Source organism: Microbulbifer variabilis ATCC 700307, assembly GCF_000380565.1.
Lineage (GTDB): Bacteria > Pseudomonadota > Gammaproteobacteria > Pseudomonadales > Cellvibrionaceae > Microbulbifer > Microbulbifer variabilis.
The window spans coordinates 266757-285406 of record NZ_AQYJ01000028.1 but is presented as its reverse complement, the minus strand read 5'-3'; the positions used below and the strand labels follow the sequence as shown (position 1 = coordinate 285406).

The following is an 18650-nucleotide window of genomic DNA, read 5'->3' as shown; positions in this document are numbered from 1 at the left end:
TCACAAAGGTAAAATTTATACTGAATATTAGTGGGGGTTGTGAAACTGAGAAGTAAAGATTGACTAACCAGCCACCTCCAGAACTATCCTCTACAAACAAAGCAGGACGAACCTTACCCTGCAGTATCAACGGCTATAGACATCCTGAAACTCTATATTTTACTCTGTGCCGCTCCATGTCTTGCCCCCCCCTGGTCGTTATGTCAATATGATTTTTTTGATGTTTGGTAACAACGCATGAGTGGACGCAAACAGTTCAATGAGTCAGAAGTCCTCGATAAAGCCATGCGCGTCTTTTGGGAGAAGGGCTACAAAGGCACCTCCCTGTCCGACCTTGAATCAGCTATGGGTCTGAATAAATCAAGCATCTACAACTCATTTCACAGTAAAGAAGAGTTGTACGGTCGCTGCTTGGAACATTTCCACTCCCAGTACGCCTGCGACGCAATGAACACCCTGGACCACCCGGATTTTAACAGTGCCATGGGCAGCTTTTTGGAGATGCTACAGGCGGGTATGGAAAGCTCAGAAAATCCAGAAGGGTGTATTGCCACCATGGCAGCTATGGAAGTTGGCGCTAGCGAGGGATTTCTCGCCGACCTGGTGGCCAAAGGTACAAATGAAATGCTGGAGCGTATTGAGTCCAGAATGCAAAAAGCGGTAGAAGATGGCCAGCTGAAGGTTGATACCGACTGTGGTGCTCTTGCAGCACTGGTGATGGCTGTAAGCCGTGGCGTTGTAGCCTTGAATAAAGGTACTGGTAACAATATAGCGGGCAAACGCAGTTACCAGCAGCTCACTGCAATACTGGGCCAATACACCAAGCCCTAATCATCTTGCTGGCTGGAGCTATTTTACGCTGTAATTACATTGCCCTGAGTAACATAAGTAATTTACTTCGGCAGCATACCTTGTAGTGGTGCAAATTCGTTTAGCTCTTTAAATCTGCGCTCGGCCAATGGCCCGGGATGCAGACGTGGTATCCTCGTCCGATCTGTTGCCTCGTTTGCCCGCTCAAAGGCTTGCAGAAATTCCTGGTCGCTATTCAAATTCCCCTGTTGCCTTAGAATTACAGACATTCTGGCGATCTTATTAAGGCCTACCGTGCGACTAAAACGGCGAAACCCTGCATAACTAAAAATTTGATCGACATGGTCATTACTCATGGCTAAGAGCTGATCCATCAACGCAAATAACAGTGTGTTGGCATCCAGCTGGGTTAACAAAAGGGTAATCTCTCCTGTTTCTAACTCCGGTAAATCGCATCCATTTGGCAATTCCATAAAAATATCTACAAGCCACTGCCCTTTGTAGCGCATTTCCATATTCCACAGTTGAAAATTCGCTCCAGCATATTCAACCTGCTGTAAACAATTTCGTAACACATTGGTAATTTCACCTTCATCAATAGGTGAATCACCCAAAATAAAGTATTCAGAGTTGCGCGCTATTTGCGAAAAATTATGATGGTTATTAAATGGCGTGCTGGTATGACAGCCTACTTTCAGGCGAAAGCGCTCACGTATTTCATGCTCTCGCGATTTTTTGATCGCCAGAAAAACAGTTTGAATAATTTCTAAAGTTGGCAACTCCGGCTCTACCCGCCACTTACGCCCATATGCAATTTTGTTTCCCCAACCCTTACTCCGGTAGTTATCAGGACCAATAACACCAACTTGAATAAAAATTCCCCCGGCATCCTGGTCTACGAATATCGGATAATTCTCCGAGCACTCAACTTCGGGTATTAACTGTTCCACAGTTTCCCTGGTTTGTTTGTAGACCAGATAATGCTGTGGAATGCACTGATTCCCATTTTCCAGGCGAACACTGGGGGCATGTTCGATGGGGGACTCCCCCAAGCCGGGAAGAAAAGAAAATGCTTTATGTTTATCTTTAGAGGCTTATCTTTAGGCTTATATTGTTCAAGGTTCCAACATTTCGATGATTGATGCCGATCACAGGTTGATATTCTAAAGCCGCACTCTATACTGGGAAGCGCAAAAAAAACCGACAGTATGTGGCGAAAATTCACCACTAGACAGCCCCCTACAACTTCTGCTTATCGTAAAAAACACCCTTTCAAAACTGATTTTGGAAAGGGCGCAGAGGGGTTCCTGTGAAAACTATTTTTTAGAAATAGCGACGCAGCTCCAGTTGTAAATAGTCGTCGTTGCGTAGGCTGTAAGTTGGATCCCCCTCATCGGCATTACCGAAGAAACGGGCCTCGGCCTCCAAAAGCCAGCGATCGTCCAATCGATGAGTAACTTCCAGGTTGGTAAAGCGGCTGCCATTATCCAGATCGGTACTTACTGCCAGCAGGAACTCAGTATCCTGTGTATTATTAAGAGCGTAACGAACCCCTACCGCTATATCATTTTGGTTTGCAGTAGACCAAGGCCCACGGCGATCATCAAATTGATATTCCATCAACAAGCCAAGATCGGCCACAGTTTCACGAATACCATATAAACTATATTCGAAACCGCCGACAGCAGCTGTCTGACGATCTTCACCGCGCGGCTTAAAAGAAATGGCTTCAAACTTCCACAACCAATCACCTCGAGTAGTCTGGATATCCACTCCTGTTTGGTCTACCTGAGCATAGTAAGGTGTTAGCAAGCCATCATTGCTCGACAACAGCAGAGGATCCCGATTTGTACCAGAAAAATGACTTAACCCCAGATCCCAATCTCCAAGCACATGACTGTAGCGTAAGGCCCAATCTATGTGTTTTTCTTCCCGGTCAGACTGGTAGATTGCCCCACCCTCATCAACAGGTAGGGAAGCACGCAGCCGTCCCTCACGACCAGCAAATTGCCGCTCGCGAAAACCCAATAAGCCATAAACCTCTAAAGTGCCCCAATCACGTTCCATCAGAAGGTTCACCATGGGCTGGCCTAACTTGTCTTCACCATCGATATTTTCCAGAGCATCGTCCTGATTAATCACATCCACTAAATGCAGGGTTTCAGTAACCCCCCAAAAAACCTTACGCACACCAGCATAGAGTTCAAAACTATCATAGGCCTTCCACCAGTACAGCTCACCGAGATCACCATGGCTGCGCTCGCCATCCTCGCTATCCCAACGACCAAAGGTACTGGCTACAAAGCGCTGATTACCATCGTCAAGGTCCCGATAATACTCAAGACTTAAAGATGCGGAAATCCCTGCATCACTCTGGATAGAATCTGCTGGGTCCGCAGTAAAAGCGCGAGCCTCCAGGCCCGCGTAACCGGTTAACTCATTTGCCACTGGCGCCTGACTCAATGCAGCCATCAACGGAAAAAAGGCGAGTATTTTTCGGTTTGCCATGGGCACGCTTCCTACTTCGCCCTTGACAGACTGTTTTTGGTAAAGTCACGATCGGTAAAGCCGTTGCCAAAAACCCAGTCGCTATACTGCAACACAGTAGATTTACCGGTTTGGTGATTTACCATCTCCATTTTATTTGCGCGCCAGTATTTATCGTCATACTGGTTGTAATCGGAAACCGTAAGAGTCTTCATCAGGTCTCCTTTACGATCATAAAAATCTGTCCTCCACGCCCGATATTCTTCCATATCAATCCAGATATGCTGGATGGAGTAACCGGATTTAGGGTCTACCGGGTCCAATTCCAAAACAAAGTGATCTCGCCCATCAAAAGTCTCATTGCGCAGATACTTGTAGGTATATTTCTCCACTTCTTGAGAGGCAATATCCTCATAGGCAAATTCACTACCCATAAACGGGCCGGATTTATTGCTGGAGGAAATACGCTTAACGCGTTTTAGTGCAGGTAAGTAGAGCCACTGATCATCGGAACCCACTTTATGGGTAAAGGACAAAAATGCAGTGCCCTTCACATCTCGCGGGTTGTCAAAAATTACCAGGGATTTATCTCCATCATCTTCCTGCTCAAGTGTCTTGGTACGCATAGAGCGCATGCTCGCCTCACCATATTTATTTCGTAAAGTCATTGTGAGGTTGTTACTGATATCACCGAATCCTAAGTCGCGGCGATCGGCCTCTTTCGCAATTTCCAGGCCTTTCTCTGCGGCCAGGTCCAGTTCATTAGCAGCGACTGAAAAAGTAGCCAGTGCCAGTGTGCCGGCAAGCACTCGAGTCAGAAATTGTTTTTTAGAGCGGTTGGGTTGCATAGTCTTGCTCCTTACTTTCAATAGAGGGGATAGCTGGGTCATATGCCTTGGCATCAAGTTTCATCAGAAGAATCGGTAATAGTAGGAAGTCCGCCAGTAAGGCCATCAGAATACAAATTGCAGTTAATATGGCCATGGAGGAATTCATACCGAATGAAGACTGAGCCAGTACCATAAATCCGGCAATCAGAATCAAAGAGGTCACTACAATTGCCACACCCACAGAAGAGAAGGCGTAGCGCAGCCCATCTTCCACGTTGTAGCCGGCACGGCGGCGACGAAGATATTTACTGAGAAAGTGCACGGTATCATCCACCACAATACCCAGTGCCATACCAGTAACCATGGTTACCGCAACATTGACCTCCGCTACCAGGGCACCCCAGAGGCCAAAAGCCAAGCCAGCGGGTAACAGGTTGGGTATCAGGCTCAAGGTGCCGAGTTTTACACTGCGCAGGGCAATACCAATAAGAGCGGAGATCAGCACCAGTGCCACCAGAGTACCCACCAACATGCCCTCCATATTACGCTCAGCAATATTCGCAAACATGATGGCCGGACCTACTCCGTAAGCAGTGAGGCCAACATTTTTTTCCAGCCAATTACTGCCGGCGTCAGCCACTGCTTTGAGCTCTTTCGACTTCAGATTGTCGAGGGTTACGACTACCTGCGTGGAAGACTTGGCCACATTAAGCTGGTTATTCAAGTCCAGGCCATAAGGCAAGGATAATTCATACAACAGTAGATACTGAGCTGCCAGCTCCTGATCGTCAGGCAGCTTGTAGTACGCCGGATCATCACCATGCAGGTTTTTGTTCAAACGTTTGAAAGTATTGCCAATCGTATTGACATGACGCACGCCAGGTTGGGTTTCCATCCACTCGGTAAAACGATCCAGCTTAGCGAGGAACTCAGGGTTACTTACACCATTGCTATCGCCAGATTCCAGGGAATAGATCAATTGATAAATACCAGACAGGTTTTCATTGATGTAATCGGAGTCAGCCCGGAACTCTACAGATTCATCAAAGTAACCAACGAAGTCATCATTGATTTCGTTACGCGGCACCATAACCAGTAAAGCCAGGGAGATGATGACACCAACCAGAAGTATCGGGCGTTGGCGACTTATAACAAAATCTCCAAGGGCATCCATAGAGCGGCCAATCTTGGATTCGCTGACACGGCTCTTGACCGGCAGAATCGCCATCAGTGCGGGCAGCAAAGTGATTGACAGGAAGAAGGCCACCATCACACCCATAGCAGTGATATTACCCAGATCATGAAAAGGGGGCGCATCGGAAAAGTTCATTGACAGAAAGCCGATCGCTGTAGTGATCGACGTAAGAAACACTGGACCCATGTTGAGCTGCAGGCTCTCTTTAATAGCCGCATGCTTACTGAGGCCACGGCGCATAGCAGCAAACAAGCTGACCAGGATATGTATCGAATCTGCCACCGCGAGGGTCATAATAATGGTTGGAGCGGATACAGAGGGAGGAGTCAGTTTAACGCCGATAAAACCAGCCAGTCCCATACCTGCGGCCATGGAGAAGATAATTACTAATAACGCGGCAAATGTGGCACTGACACTGCGCACCAGCAAGAAAACTACAGCAATGATGACAAGATACATGAGTGGAACCAGAGTACTCATGTCTGACTGAGAAGCTTCAAAGAAGGCATTACTTAGCAAAATGATACCAGTCGCATAGACTTCAACATCATACTTAGCTTCAATCTCTTCCATCAGCGCTTGAGCCGCGGCAGCTGCCTCAGGTGTTTCATTCATGGATTTCTGCGGTAGCTGGAAGGTAATATTAATTCCAGTCACAGAGCCATCACTATTTACCAGACGCTCTTTCAAGGTAGGATCCGCAAGAGCTGTGGATTTAATGGAAGCTAATGTTTCGGTATTGAGCCCACTGGCATTTTCCACCAAATCCTGAACTAAAAGATCATCTTCCTCAGCAATGGTATGCTGGAAATTAGTAATAGAATCCACCCGCAGTGCATAAGGCAACAACCAGGATTTTTCGGTCATTTCTTCCACCGCCGCTAGGGCACTCGTGGAGAAGGCTTCGCTACCTTTAGGCACTATGGCAAAAAGAATGTTGTCATTCTTGGTATAAGTACGCTGAATCTGTTCATAGGCCTGTAACTGAGGATTAGCATCACTAAAGAATGCTCGGTAATCGTTGTTAAAACCGAGGAACCTAGCACCACTTACCGCGAGAAAGGTTAACAACAGGGCACCAATAGCGACCAGCCAGCGATATCGAATGAGCCAGTCCGCATAGCGGCCAACCCAATTCGACTGTAATTGGGGGGAAGACATAAAAGCAGCTCCTTCAAACTACCTGATAGAGAAGAAAAAATAGTCTTTAACCAGTATTAGTAGATTTCATTTCCCCATGCGGATTGAGGTAATTAAAAAGTGGGCAACAAATTCATTAAATAATTCAGTGTAATTTTATTAGCATCAAAATAAATGCGGACCTATATATATTAACTTTTAATTGAATTAACCAGCCAAGTTTTTATTGGCACACATCCACCCCTCCCAGTTAAAGGATGACTATAAAACCTTAAAATTAATTTAATAAGAACCTAAGAAAAAATCTAATGTTGTAAATAACAAAGCTATTCCTAGTTAAGCCAAAATTTTTAAGTCCTTTCATCCCCCATTATTAAGAAGGAGAAAAAAATCCGGGACAGAGGGTGCGCCTTTATATTGGTTGGGCAATCTCCATCTCTCAATACATGCCTTCAAGTCCTAATGAAATTAGTAAACGGGCACACAATGCACTCTGTGAAATAAGCACTTTTCCCTTCCGATCCATTAGAGTTCGGATTTACTAGTCATTACATAACAAACACACTTAAAAGACCGGCCTCTAATATCCATTCGAGCATCGCATGCCCTCTTATTATTTCTGTGGCTGTATTGATTCCCACAAGCTCTGCCAGCAATCTTGAACCGTTCGGTTCACCTTGTCAACAAATTATGATTGCCTGGTAGCACGAGAGGATTGCCTAAAAATACGACCACCTAAGCCTCATCAGTCGGACACTGATTGAATTAGTCATCGGAGCTTTAAAGCCTATGAGGTTAGAATCCCAATAACCATAACGATAACCAAGGAAATATGCTGTGAAGAGATTACTCCTGCCCTTGGCCATCGGCGCCTCGCTGCTGGTCACTCAGATATCTGCTGCCGCCACCAAACCCCAGCAGTTGCTGGAAAATACCGAATCCAAGGTTATTGAGTGGCGTCGCCACCTGCACCAGAATCCAGAGTTGGGTAACCGCGAGTTTGAAACAGCTAAATATATAGAAAAACATCTCCGTTCATTAGGGCTGGAGGTAGAAACTGGCATTGCCCATACCGGGCTTGTTGGGTTTCTGAAAGGTGCCAAACCAGGGCCGACAGTAGCGCTACGCGCCGATATGGACGCTCTACCGGTAACTGAAAGGACCGATGTTCCTTTTGCATCCAAGGTGAGAACCACTTACCAGGGCAAAGATGTAGGCGTAATGCACGCCTGCGGCCACGATACCCATGTCGCCATGTTGATGGGCGCCGCTGAAGTACTTGCCGGCCTACGTGAAGAACTCGCCGGCAATGTACTCTTTATTTTCCAGCCTGCCGAAGAGGGGGCGCCAGATGGTGAAGAAGGCGGAGCCGAGCTGATGCTCAAAGAGGGAATTTTCAAGAAATACAAGCCAGATGTTGCTTTTGGCCAGCACGTTACCTCCTCACTTCCTGCTGGCGTAGTCGGTTACCGCTCAGGCCCCTTGATGGCCGCCGCTGATGAATTCCGCATCACTATTAATGGCCACCAGACTCATGGCTCCCGCCCCTGGGGCGGAGTAGACCCTATTGTTGCAGCCGCGCAGGTAGTTATGGGTACCCAGGCAATTGTCAGCCGTCAGATAGATATCACTAAGGAACCAGCAGTTATTTCTTACGGACGCATTGATGGCGGTGTGCGCAATAATATTATTCCGGATAGTGTTTATCTGAATGGCACCATCCGAAATTTTGATATGGATAATCGTGCGGAAATTTTCAAGCGCTTGAAAACAACAGCTGAATTAATTGCTGAGAGTTCTGGCGCTAGCGCAGATGTAGAAATTTTGGAAGGATACCCTGTAACTATCAACAATGCGGAATTAACTGAAATGGCTCTCCCCATTTTGAGATCCGTAGCGGGTGACAAGCGGGTGATAGAGATACCTAAAGTTACTGGTGCGGAAGACTTTTCCTACTTCGCCAATGAAGTGCCCGGTTTTTACTATTTCTTAGGAGTAACCCCACAAGGGCAAGATCCCAGCAAAGCCCCCAGTAACCACTCACCTCTATTCTATGTGGATGAAAGCGCTTTGCGTAAAGGGACTGAAGCTCTAACCTTACTAACCTTGGACTACATGGCCAATTATAAACGACAGTAATGGAAAGCGAGCCTCCATTGAGGCTCGCTTACACTATTTTTATTTTACGCGCTTTCCGAGCGCCCCCTTGCTGGACGGCGGCGTGGTGCACGTTGGAGCCCTTGTGAATCGGAGCGGTCTGTTCCTTCAACTCTATCTCGCCCCTTGCCATTATTTCTTGAGCGAGCCCCAGCATTCCCACCATTATCGTTATTACTGCGAGAACGGCTTTTCCCCCGCCCCTCATTATTACCGCGGCTGTTTGCGCGATTACCTGAACGACTGTCCTTGCTGCTTCGGCTACCACGGCTGTCGTTATTGCCGCGAGCGCTCTCTCTGCGTTTTTCCCCACCAGAACGTGAGGGCTGGACTCCTCTGCGCTTAGGGGTGCCTGAGGCCGGCAGCTGATGATCTGGCTCGAAATCCTCAATTTCCTCACGAGGGATCGGTTTACCAATCAAGCGCTCGATATCGCGTAATTGCTTGATTTCATCGGCGCTCACAAGAGACAAGGCTTGCCCCTGAGCCCCCGCACGCCCTGTGCGACCAATACGGTGGACATAATCCTCGGGGACACTCGGCAGATCAAAATTCACTACCTGAGGTAATTGATCAATATCAATTCCGCGGGCCGCGATATCCGTTGCAACTAGGATCTGCACCTTGCCAGCTTTAAAGTCCGCCAGGGCCCGGGTTCTGGCATTTTGGCTCTTATTGCCGTGAATAGCAGCTGCCAGAATGCCATCTCCTTCCAGCTGCTTCACAAGTCTATTGGCACCGTGCTTGGTACGACTAAATACCAGTGCCTGATGCCAGCTATTCTCCCGAATCAGGTGACTAAGCAGTTTTGTTTTTCTAGCTTTATCCACAGGGTGCAGCTTTTGGCGTACCGTTTTTGTGGTGGAGTTACGAGGGCTGACATCAATCTCCAGCGGGTCCTCCACCAATCCTTTGGCAAGCTGGCGAATTTCTGGGGAGAAGGTTGCGGAGAACAGCAGATTCTGGCGTTTGGCCGGCAGAATCTTTAACACTCGCTTAATATCATGGATAAAGCCCATATCCAGCATACGGTCTGCTTCATCCAATACCAGAGCCTCTAGCCGATCGAAACGGATTGCCCCCTGGTTGTGCAGATCCAACAGGCGCCCGGGGGTCGCCACCAGAATGTCGGCACCGCCGCGCAAGCGGGATATCTGGGGATTTATCTTAACACCACCAAATACTACCGCATGACGCATTGGCAGGTACTGGCTATAGCTCTGCACATTATCGAACACCTGAGCGGCCAGCTCGCGGGTTGGGGTAAGTACCAGCGCACGCACATGCCCCTTACGGGCACGTTCACCGGCACTGAGCCGGTGCAATAGTGGCAAAGTAAAACCGGCTGTTTTACCTGTACCCGTCTGGGCCGCCGCCATAATATCACTGCCCCTCATTACCGCAGGGATAGCCTGCGCCTGAATGGGCGTAGGCGTACTGTATCCCTGCTCTGCAACTGCACGGGCAATATCCTGGGCAAGCCCCAGATCTTCAAACAACATAAAAACCTCAAACTGCGCTCCAGGCGCAAGCAAACACATTCGCACCACAAGGGTGCAAATTTAAAAATCGGAGTGGGCATACAGAGCTTGTTGGTGCTCAATGCATACAGCCGTCTATTCACCGGTCGTCCGGCGCGCGGCATTCAGTAGAAAGTTCCGGGAAGAATTTAAGAAATGTTCCTGGGAGGGCACCGGTGAAATACCGGCCTACAAATGACGCAGCTGAGAAATCACAGCGCGGGCACTATAACATAAATGTACTGACTGTATAGTTCTATCTGTTAACACCCAGGCTTCATAGCCTTATACATAGGGGTTGTTAGGAAAACGCCCAGCGCGACCGTAATATAGTTTTGCGTTCGCAACGCGAGCGTCTATCTTTTTGATATCCACCCCCGTTGCGAACTAGAAACAAAGCTGCCAAGCGCAGTTGGGATTTTTATTGATATGTCATTTAACAACAGAGTTACCCCGGAACGAAAAATAGAATTAATCACTCTCGGCAACGGGCGCAGGGTATCAATCCGCCCCATTTGCCGCAGTGACGGGCAGCTGGAGAAAGAGCTCATTGAGGACCTCTCCCCCCAAACCCGACGCGATCGCTTTATTGGGGGCAGCTGTAAAGCGAGTCAGCAACTGATTGAACTGCTCACCGACAACGACCATCAGGTTCATGAAGCTTTTATTGCCCTTTGCAGCAGCGACCACGCACAGAGAGCGGTTGCCACCGCGCACTATGCAGTAGATCCAGACGGACAAGCCTGTGAGTGTGCCGTAGTGGTTAGTGATGATTGGCAGGGCCTTGGCCTTGGTAGACTGATGTTAAAACGCCTAATTCACTGCGCCCAAGAACAAGGCTTAGAGCGTATTTACTCTATTGAATCTGCCGAAAACAAACGCGTTCATTCTTTCGCAAGGTCAATGGGCTTTGTTTGCCAGGCCGACGCTCGAGATTACACCTTACTGACTTATACTCTAAATCTACAGCCGGCAGCGCAAACCATCGAATTTGAGCAGAAGTCAGAAGATAACCGAATTAATCTAAACTGAAATACCATCGATTAGGGGCTGCCTGGTATAGCTTGGCAGCCCTTCATCAACCTATTACCTTGGCCGAATCTCCAAAAACACAACGCACTGACTAGCCGGTCAGCGATATATTCTTTCCAGTACTCGAAATCCAAGCATTAACAGCTACACATTAAACAATCAGCCTTTAAGCCGATAAAAAATCAAACAACGATTAAAAAAAGTAAATGAAGCTGAAAAAAAACTATTTCTATTTTCGTACTATGTTTCTGCATATCATCCTGCTCTTCAAGTATCCCCTCGTATATTAATAACTCAAAAAGCTTCCCACACAATCGCTTAGTTACTCAAGAACAGATTCAGCTATGGGGATTCAATAAGAGTAAATACTGCCAGGGAGAAACAATCTTTGTGTTAACTATTTTCATGCAACTGCTTAAACCAATAAGAAAATTAATTATTCTATTGAAGTTGAATCCTACAAGTCTGAAAGTACAGTTAATCTCGAACTTAACCGAAATGCTTTGGAAAGTTCTTTTTCAGGTACTGTAATGCTTCTACATGGATTTCGCGCTTCAAAGGAGTTCATGCTTAGCTCAGCGCTCTATTTTCACTTTCTTGGGTTTGATGTAGTAATCCCAGACCTTCTGAGTCATGGAGAATCAGGTGGCAAAAAAGCCTTTGGAGTGGGCGACAGTGAGATCGTCAACGCTTTGGTCGATAACCTTATCCAAAACAAGTATTATTAAGAAAGATAATCTCTATTTGCTAGGCCATTCAATGGGAGCCCTAACCGCTGCACGAATCTCTGCCTCTCGCCAAGATATCAGCGGTCGAATTCTTCAGGCTCCCATGGTGAAATTTGATCAAGCAGTAGTAAACTATGCTAGAGCCGCTCACCCTTTGGCTAGCGGCCTTATTCCAGAAAGTAACTTCCGCGAAGGAGCTACTCGCGCACTGGAAAAAGCCAATATTTATCACGACAACACAAGAATAAAAGCACTCCTAATTTCCTCCAGTACTCCAACGCTTCTATTCCTCTCACCATCAGACCCTATTGCCCCTATAGCGAATCCAAGGACTTAACAGATAGTAATATAAATTTGGTATTACTTAGGGAGAGAAATCATCCCAGCATGGGAGTGATCGAAAAAAATGAGCATGAGGCACTTATTAATTGGCTAAAGTAATATGGTTAGGATTGTATGCTTAATATATTTTTATTTCATCATAATTTCAGCATTCAGTGATACTTTTTGTATCACTGAATGTCAAATAAAAACTAAAAGTAAGTAAAATCAACTCAACAGCTATTCAAAAAAATCATCACATGCTAGTGGACCACTAAACTCCAGCAAGGCTTGCGGCATTGTGACTGTCTCAACAAGATCTCCTTTTTTATAAAGCGAGAAATTTACGTTAGCCTGCATAGATTTCATATATCTCTGCTCCCCACCAAAAATAATTACAGAAGGAAATTCAAGAGGATAGAAACTATTGATATCAGCCTTAGCTTCCACAACAAGCTTATATCTTATCTTATTGAGTTCAATTCTCATAAATCCAGAACATGAGTCTATCACCCTTTTAACAGATAAATTATTAAACGCAGGATAGAATATCAAATCGTGCTCATCAGAAATATACCGACCGGCCCACATTTCAAAGTCAGAATTACCAAGCTTGGCTCCAGTAAACATATAGTAAAGTTTATCAGATAGCCCCATACTGTATGCCATCCCCGCACTGGACTCTTTGTCATACCAACCTTTGTCCAGCTGGGCATACCCTACTCCCATCAGTGATTGTGTACCATCGTGAAAGCTATACTGTATAGGAGTCCCTACCGTGTATAGAAACCATCGTCCCCCTACTCCTGGAATCTCAGGAATAATACCAAATGGTGTTTGCCCCGGATTCAAACCATGCCAATAATGATGGTGTTCACCATTCCATCGCATACTGAAATTAAAATTTTCATGGTTCACCCAAATAGCTTCATCATCAGCCACAAGGACTCCGGGCACTTCATAATAAAACTTACCAGGATCATCCGGGTGAGTTAAAATCACCTCATCCAAAAACAAATCATATTTTACAGATTCTCCATTTATTGGCGTAAAAGCCAGATGAATATAGGCTTTTGGAATGGGGTCAGAAAAATTTGGAGCAATATATGTCTGAAAGCTGACCTTGAAGTAGCCTACATCAGGAACCGCAATATTGTAGAACCACTGTTCGGCCCAGGTCTTATCTGAGGTTGGGTTATGAGCCTTTACGTCATCTAGAGTTGTTGCGTACCCTTTTATATGTGAAAAAATCAATACTGAAGCAAATAAAAAATATCTTAATTTAATAAAGCAGCGCATAGCATTCTTCCCATGAGAAATACTGTAGACCAGCAATATAACTGACTATCCTTTACAAAAAATGTAAATAGTAATAAATGTCAGATTGAAAAGCCCACCGAGCTAGAAACAGCTAAGCCGGTTTTTTGGCGAACAGGAGCATAACAGTCTTTATCAACCAGATAGGATACCCACCAACATTAGACTGCATAAAATGAGAGAGAGCCCACAATTAAAATCAAAATATCTTTTATATTGAATGCCATTACATAATTTAAACAATAATTAGTGGAATAAAGGGATACCGGCTCAACCAAAAAACCTAGAATCATTAAAACTGGTTAATTTTAGGTTCTATTTAAATAATATGTGGCGGATAATTTCTCTTTTATTTTTGAATCACATCTAAAATAAGAAAATCCAATTCCCAGCCTGACTCTCTTAAAATGGATAGATCTATTCCTCCCAAACTCCCAATCTACATAAATGGTACATGGGTAAGCTCTAACAGCAAAAAATGGCTAGATGTCACCAACCCCGCCTCAGGGGATACACTCTGCCATGCACCATATACAACTTCAAAAGAGCTACAAAATGCAGTAATTTCTGCCACCGAGGCATTTAACGACTGGAAAGATACACCGGTTTCCATACGAGCTCGGATAATGTTGAAATATCAAGCTTTATTGAAGGAAAACCAGGAATCACTAGCTGAAATACTGAGTGAGGAGACTGGTAAAACCTTTGAAGATGCCAAGGGCGATGTTTGGCGTGGTATTGAAGTGGTCGAACACGCAGCGAATATTGCCAGCCTGATGATGGGCGAGACCGTTGAAAATGTCGCCACTGGTATAGATTGCTATTCCTACCTCCAGCCAATAGGTGTTTGTGCCGGAATAACTCCGTTCAACTTTCCTGCAATGATTCCCCTCTGGATGTTTCCCATGGCAATAGCTTGTGGCAATACTTTTATCCTCAAGCCATCAGAGCAAGACCCGATTACTCCCTGTAAGCTCGCAGAACTCTTTGAGGAGGCCGGTGCGCCGAAAGGAGTTTTACAGGTAGTACATGGAGGTAGTGAGCAGGTAGATTTCCTACTGAAAGATCCAGGCATCAAGGCAATATCCTTCGTTGGATCAGTGCCCGTAGGTCGTCATATTTATCAGACAGGTACTCAGCACTTAAAGAGAGTCCAGGCATTTGCAGGAGCTAAAAACCATATGGTTGTTATGCCTGATGCTAACAAGAGGGCTGCAATCAATAATATCGTCGGCTCCTCTGTTGGTGCGGCAGGTCAGCGATGCATGGCAATTTCAGTCGTGGTGCTAGTAGGTGAAGCACAGCAATGGATACCTGAAATCCGTGAAGCCATGGCCAAAGTTAAACCGGGCCATTGGACAAATCCAGACTCTGACTTTGGCCCACTGATTTCTCCAACAGCCAAGAAACGGGTATTGGGGTATATTGCGAAAGGAAAGGCAGAAGGCGCAGACTGCCTGCTGGATGGTTCCAATATATCAGTCGAAGGTTACCCCAATGGGAATTGGGTAGGGCCAACCCTGTTTGCTAATGTCTCTCCAGAGATGTCCATTTACACTGACGAAATATTTGGGCCGGTCTTATGTCTCGTCAATGCGGATTCACTGGAAGATGCTATCCATCTGGTCAATTCTTGCCCCTATGGTAACGGTACTTCAATTTTTACTTCCAGTGGTGCCGCCGCTCGCAAATATCAGCATGAAATTTTAGTGGGGCAGGTAGGAATAAACGTTCCCATTCCTGTCCCCCTACCTTTCTTTAGCTTCACTGGCTGGCGAGCCTCATTTTACGGGGATCAACATGCCTATGGAAAGCAGGCCGTGCGCTTCTATACGGAAACGAAGACGGTAACTGCGCGGTGGTTCGACTCCGATATCGAACATGCGGAGCATACCAATATGACTATACAGCTCAAATAAATTTAAAAGTGCATTAAACTACGTTCAGTTAAGGAGATCATCGTGGCCACATCAGTCGCCTTTTTTGGATTGGGGCATATGGGAGCTCCAATGGCATCTAACCTGGTAAAAGCTGGATTTCAGGTCAAAGGGTATGATCCCGTTACAGAGCTCCTCGATAACGCAGAAAAGCAAGGTATAGAAAAGTGTGTATCTCCACATCAAGCAGTTGTGGGTGTAGATTTTATTGTGAGTATGCTACCTAATGATAGTGCCGTCGAATCACTCTATCTTGATGAAGAGAAATTACTGGAGCAAATTACCGAAAATACATTGGTAATCGATTGCTCAACTATTTCGACAAAGAGCTCCAAGAGACTTCTTGCTTCTGCTCAAGATAAAAAGTTACATGCTATTGAAGCTCCTGTATCTGGTGGTGTCGCCGGTGCAGCAGCAGGTACGCTTAGTTTTATGTGCGGTGGAAACCATAGCGATGTCGAGCGAGCAAGGGAAATTCTTCAGCATATGGGGGCCAATATCTTCCATGCTGGTCCCGCAGGCGCAGGACAAACCGCAAAAATCTGCAATAACATGCTACTGGCCATTCATATGATTGGTACAGCCGAGGCCTTGCAACTTGGGGTAGATAATGGCCTCAACCCCATTGTACTCAGCGAGATAATGTCGAATAGCTCTGGGGCCAACTGGTCACTGCAAAAATATAACCCCTATCCCGGTGTAATGTCTGATACCCCCGCAAGTAAGGATTACACCGGTGGATTTATGGTGAAGCTGATGTGTAAAGATTTGGGACTTGCGCAGCAGGCTGCAAATAACAGCCAAAGTTATACTCCACTTGGTTCCCTGGCCCGTAATCTTTACGGGCTACATGATCTTGCAGGCAATCATGAGCTGGATTTTTCCAGTATACAGCGAATGTTCCAGAAGACTTGATAACTACCTGAAATCTGCTGGAATTAAGTACGAATGCGTTTCCTCAGGAAAAAATAATCTATTTAGAAAACTAGACCTAACTGTTGTAGGCCCCTATAAAAGAGAGGCCTAAATTATACTTGGGATTAACTATTAGCGCTCTTGTCCTGTAGGTGCTATCTGGATTTCTCTGATAGTTACTTGTTGAGGCTGTGAATACATAAATAGTGCTGCGCGTGCTATATCATCTGCATTTATTGCGCCACCAATAGAATCCTTCCACTTTAGATAGTCGTCAATAATTGCCTGTGAAGTGGTATGGCTTACAAGATCAGTTTCCACTGCACCTGGACTTATTGTCATCACACGTACGCCACTGGATGCGACCTCTTCTCGTACCGTCTCACCAATGGCCGTAACCGCATATTTGGTCCCACAATAAGCAGCGTGGTTAATAAAGGTTTTCACTCCTGCCAGTGAACTGATATTGATAATACTGCCACGCTTTCTGTTTTTCATGCCACCAAGTACTGCCTGCATACCATTTAGAGTTCCAAGCACATTCACATCAAACATCTGCCTCCATTCAGTAGGGTCTTGGGTTTCCACATTACCTAAAAGCATCATACCGGCATTGTTAATCAAACAATCAACAGGGCCAAATTGATGTTCAGCTTCTCTAATTGCTGCTTCAAGGTCCTCTCGATCGGTGATATCTACCTTCTTACACAAGGTATTAGGTAGATTAAGGGATTCCATCTTCTCCAAACGGCGCGCCAACAGTAGAAGGGGATATCCAGCATCTGACATATGCCGAGCGATGGTGGCGCCGATGCCTGAGCTGGCTCCAGTAATCACAATAAGTGGTTTGGTCATAACAATCTCTCTTTTCTTTTCCATAGCCGGTCTATCTTTCGGCACTCATTTGATGGACCAAGTATAGGATTTACGACTATGATGATTATCCTCACCAATCTGAAAACATTGTTTGGTTTTAATGAACAAGCTATCCTGGCGAGCCATCAGGGCCTTTTTATCTGTAGCAGAATATGGGAGCTTTACTGCCGCCGCCGAGCACCGTGGGTTTTCCAAGGCCAATCTGAGCCAGCAAGTATCTGAGTTGGAAGCTGCTCTCGGGGTCCAACTCCTTTACCGCACCACCCGCAAGTTGCGGCTGACGGAAATCGGTGAGGGCTATTACCAGCGTTGTAAACTGGCAATGCAGCAGCTGGATACTGCCGCGGAGTGGGCATCTCAGAGCAAAGCAGGGATTAAAGGCAGTATTCGGATAAATGCTGTTGGCGGGGTGATTGGTGAAGAGCTTATTGCGCCACTCGTGATAGATTTCCAGCGTAAATATCCCGAAGTGCGGGTTCACTTAGACTTTTCCAGCGTACGTGTAGACCTGGTTGAAGAGCAATACGACCTGGTCATCCGTATGGGTACGCTGCCGGACTCATCGCTGATAGTGCGCAAGCTGCATAATATTAAAACCCGATATGTCGCGAGCCCCGACTTTTTAAGTACCCACGGGCCTATAACCAAACCTTCTGACCTTTCCCTGGTGCCTCTGGTTTATGGCAGTGTTGACCAATGGGTCATGACACGAGGTAAAGCCCAACAGGTTGTTCAAGCTAATCAAGGAATTAAACTCGTCAGCGGCCGGGCTATGCATCTCGCATCATTGGCTGGCCTGGGAGTGACTCGCTTGGCAGATGTTTATGTGCAAGCAGATATTGCCGGGAACAGGCTTGTAGAAATCTTACCTGGCTGGTCAGAGTCCACGATATTGTCTATGGTGTGCCCACCCCTGAAGCACCAGCTAATAAGAGTTCGCAGTCTTATGGAATGGCTAAAAGAGCGCTTCCCTAACGCATATCAACTCTTACTGGAAAATGGTCCGGCTGGTTAACTCCGCACCTGCTTATTTTTCTTCTTGTTTTCAAAAAAAATTCTATTAACAATTTGTCTCGGAAAATATTTATTCCTCTGATTTATCAGCTCGCCTAATCGCCTCTAACTCTTCCAAAGTTAACGACTTATAACCACGTAAATAAGGCCATCCAAACCCCCACCGAAAAGGTGTAGGCAAAAAGGGTGTCCCACCGATACGGACTCCCACCAACATTAGTAGCGCAACTTCGTCCTCACCAGTACCAACAACACAAGCTTTTAATTTTTCATCCACCAGCTTGCGCTCTTCATAGGTACCGCCTTTCCAGTAAGCGTAGTCATGAGCCAGGCAACAGCTCATCCATAGTTCTCCATGCTCAACAGTCCCA

Annotated in this window: 16 protein-coding genes; 8 read left to right on the top strand and 8 right to left on the bottom strand. The window is 46.0% G+C overall.

The features are described 5' to 3' along the window. Positions 1-237: 237 nt before the first annotated feature. Positions 238-831: a TetR/AcrR family transcriptional regulator gene (locus G367_RS0117005; RefSeq protein WP_020414365.1), complete on the top strand. Its 594-nt coding sequence runs from the start codon at positions 238-240 to the stop codon at positions 829-831. Positions 832-893: 62 nt separating this feature from the next. On the opposite strand, the gene G367_RS0117000 is transcribed toward G367_RS0117005, so the two are convergent. From G367_RS0117000 to G367_RS0116985, 4 genes are all read right to left on the bottom strand, one after another. Continuing rightward, complete coding sequence (locus G367_RS0117000; protein ID WP_157533588.1) at positions 894-1589, bottom strand: hypothetical protein; 696 nt, start codon at positions 1587-1589, stop codon at positions 894-896. A gap of 544 nt (positions 1590-2133) precedes the next feature. Then, complete coding sequence (locus tag G367_RS0116995; RefSeq protein ID WP_020414363.1) at positions 2134-3318, bottom strand: hypothetical protein; 1185 nt, start codon at positions 3316-3318, stop codon at positions 2134-2136. Between the two features lie 11 nt (positions 3319-3329). Then, a complete protein-coding gene (locus G367_RS0116990) occupies positions 3330-4145 on the bottom strand; it encodes an outer membrane lipoprotein-sorting protein (protein ID WP_020414362.1) in 816 nt (271 codons plus the stop codon). Next, complete coding sequence (locus G367_RS0116985; protein WP_020414361.1) at positions 4126-6483, bottom strand: efflux RND transporter permease subunit; 2358 nt, start codon at positions 6481-6483, stop codon at positions 4126-4128. Before G367_RS0116985 ends, G367_RS0116990 begins: the two co-directional genes overlap by 20 nt. Positions 6484-7299: 816 nt before the next feature. Here G367_RS0116985 and G367_RS0116980 point away from each other — a divergent pair. Next, a complete protein-coding gene (locus tag G367_RS0116980; RefSeq protein WP_020414360.1) occupies positions 7300-8601 on the top strand; it encodes an amidohydrolase in 1302 nt (433 codons plus the stop codon). 44 nt (positions 8602-8645) lie between these two features. On the opposite strand, the gene G367_RS0116975 is transcribed toward G367_RS0116980, so the two are convergent. Then, the gene (locus tag G367_RS0116975; protein ID WP_040629100.1) at positions 8646-10121 is read right to left on the bottom strand and encodes a DEAD/DEAH box helicase; all 1476 of its coding nucleotides are present in this window, start codon (positions 10119-10121) and stop codon (positions 8646-8648) included. Between the two features lie 447 nt (positions 10122-10568). Between G367_RS0116975 and G367_RS24110 the strand changes: the two genes are divergently transcribed. The 3 genes from G367_RS24110 (at position 10569) to G367_RS0116955 (ending at position 12236) form a co-directional block, all read left to right on the top strand. Next, a complete protein-coding gene (locus G367_RS24110) occupies positions 10569-11171 on the top strand; it encodes a GNAT family N-acetyltransferase (RefSeq protein ID WP_020414358.1) in 603 nt (200 codons plus the stop codon). 566 nt (positions 11172-11737) lie between these two features. Next, positions 11738-11899 carry a hypothetical protein gene (locus G367_RS26490; RefSeq protein ID WP_169337131.1) on the top strand — a complete coding sequence of 54 codons (162 nt, stop codon included), beginning with the start codon at positions 11738-11740 and terminating at the stop codon, positions 11897-11899. Positions 11900-11930: 31 nt separating this feature from the next. Beyond that, a complete protein-coding gene (locus G367_RS0116955; protein ID WP_020414355.1) occupies positions 11931-12236 on the top strand; it encodes a hypothetical protein in 306 nt (101 codons plus the stop codon). Positions 12237-12460: 224 nt separating this feature from the next. Here G367_RS0116955 and G367_RS0116950 read toward each other — a convergent pair whose 3' ends face one another. Further along, positions 12461-13519, bottom strand: coding sequence for a hypothetical protein (locus tag G367_RS0116950; protein ID WP_020414354.1), 1059 nt, complete (start codon positions 13517-13519; stop codon positions 12461-12463). 425 nt (positions 13520-13944) lie between these two features. Here G367_RS0116950 and G367_RS0116945 point away from each other — a divergent pair, with 425 nt between their 5' ends. Then, positions 13945-15456, top strand: a complete 1512-nt coding sequence (locus tag G367_RS0116945) for a CoA-acylating methylmalonate-semialdehyde dehydrogenase (RefSeq protein WP_026305203.1) — start codon at positions 13945-13947, stop codon at positions 15454-15456. Between the two features lie 42 nt (positions 15457-15498). Then, the gene (gene mmsB / locus G367_RS0116940; protein ID WP_020414352.1) at positions 15499-16389 is read left to right on the top strand and encodes a 3-hydroxyisobutyrate dehydrogenase; all 891 of its coding nucleotides are present in this window, start codon (positions 15499-15501) and stop codon (positions 16387-16389) included. A gap of 132 nt (positions 16390-16521) precedes the next feature. Here the strand turns inward: mmsB and G367_RS0116935 are convergent, their stop codons facing one another. Then, positions 16522-17244: an SDR family oxidoreductase gene (locus tag G367_RS0116935; RefSeq protein ID WP_020414351.1), complete on the bottom strand. Its 723-nt coding sequence runs from the start codon at positions 17242-17244 to the stop codon at positions 16522-16524. A 121-nt stretch (positions 17245-17365) separates the two neighbouring features. On the opposite strand from G367_RS0116935, the gene G367_RS0116930 reads away from it, so the two are divergent. Continuing rightward, on the top strand, positions 17366-18280 hold the full coding sequence (locus tag G367_RS0116930; RefSeq protein WP_020414350.1) for a LysR family transcriptional regulator: 915 nt from the start codon (positions 17366-17368) through the stop codon (positions 18278-18280). A 69-nt stretch (positions 18281-18349) separates the two neighbouring features. On the opposite strand, the gene G367_RS0116925 is transcribed toward G367_RS0116930, so the two are convergent. After that, positions 18350-18622: a hypothetical protein gene (locus G367_RS0116925; protein ID WP_020414349.1), complete on the bottom strand. Its 273-nt coding sequence runs from the start codon at positions 18620-18622 to the stop codon at positions 18350-18352. Positions 18623-18650: the final 28 nt, after the last annotated feature.

Bases quoted from the DNA above. Each gene is read 5' to 3' on its own strand.
- G367_RS0116990 (WP_020414362.1), bottom strand. From the start codon at position 4,145: ATGCAACCCAACCGCTCTAAAAAACAATTTCTGACTCGAGTGCTTGCC.
- G367_RS0116930 (WP_020414350.1), top strand. From the start codon at position 17,366: ATGAACAAGCTATCCTGGCGAGCCATCAGGGCCTTTTTATCTGTAGCA.
- G367_RS0116945 (WP_026305203.1), top strand. From the start codon at position 13,945: ATGGATAGATCTATTCCTCCCAAACTCCCAATCTACATAAATGGTACA.
- G367_RS0116995 (WP_020414363.1), bottom strand. From the start codon at position 3,318: ATGGCAAACCGAAAAATACTCGCCTTTTTTCCGTTGATGGCTGCATTG.
- G367_RS24110 (WP_020414358.1), top strand. From the start codon at position 10,569: ATGTCATTTAACAACAGAGTTACCCCGGAACGAAAAATAGAATTAATC.
- G367_RS0116935 (WP_020414351.1), bottom strand. From the start codon at position 17,244: ATGACCAAACCACTTATTGTGATTACTGGAGCCAGCTCAGGCATCGGC.
- G367_RS26490 (WP_169337131.1), top strand. From the start codon at position 11,738: ATGCTTAGCTCAGCGCTCTATTTTCACTTTCTTGGGTTTGATGTAGTA.
- G367_RS0116985 (WP_020414361.1), bottom strand. From the start codon at position 6,483: ATGTCTTCCCCCCAATTACAGTCGAATTGGGTTGGCCGCTATGCGGAC.
- G367_RS0116955 (WP_020414355.1), top strand. From the start codon at position 11,931: ATGGGAGCCCTAACCGCTGCACGAATCTCTGCCTCTCGCCAAGATATC.
- G367_RS0116950 (WP_020414354.1), bottom strand. From the start codon at position 13,519: ATGCGCTGCTTTATTAAATTAAGATATTTTTTATTTGCTTCAGTATTG.
- G367_RS0116925 (WP_020414349.1), bottom strand. From the start codon at position 18,622: ATGAGCTGTTGCCTGGCTCATGACTACGCTTACTGGAAAGGCGGTACC.
- G367_RS0117005 (WP_020414365.1), top strand. From the start codon at position 238: ATGAGTGGACGCAAACAGTTCAATGAGTCAGAAGTCCTCGATAAAGCC.
- G367_RS0116975 (WP_040629100.1), bottom strand. From the start codon at position 10,121: ATGTTGTTTGAAGATCTGGGGCTTGCCCAGGATATTGCCCGTGCAGTT.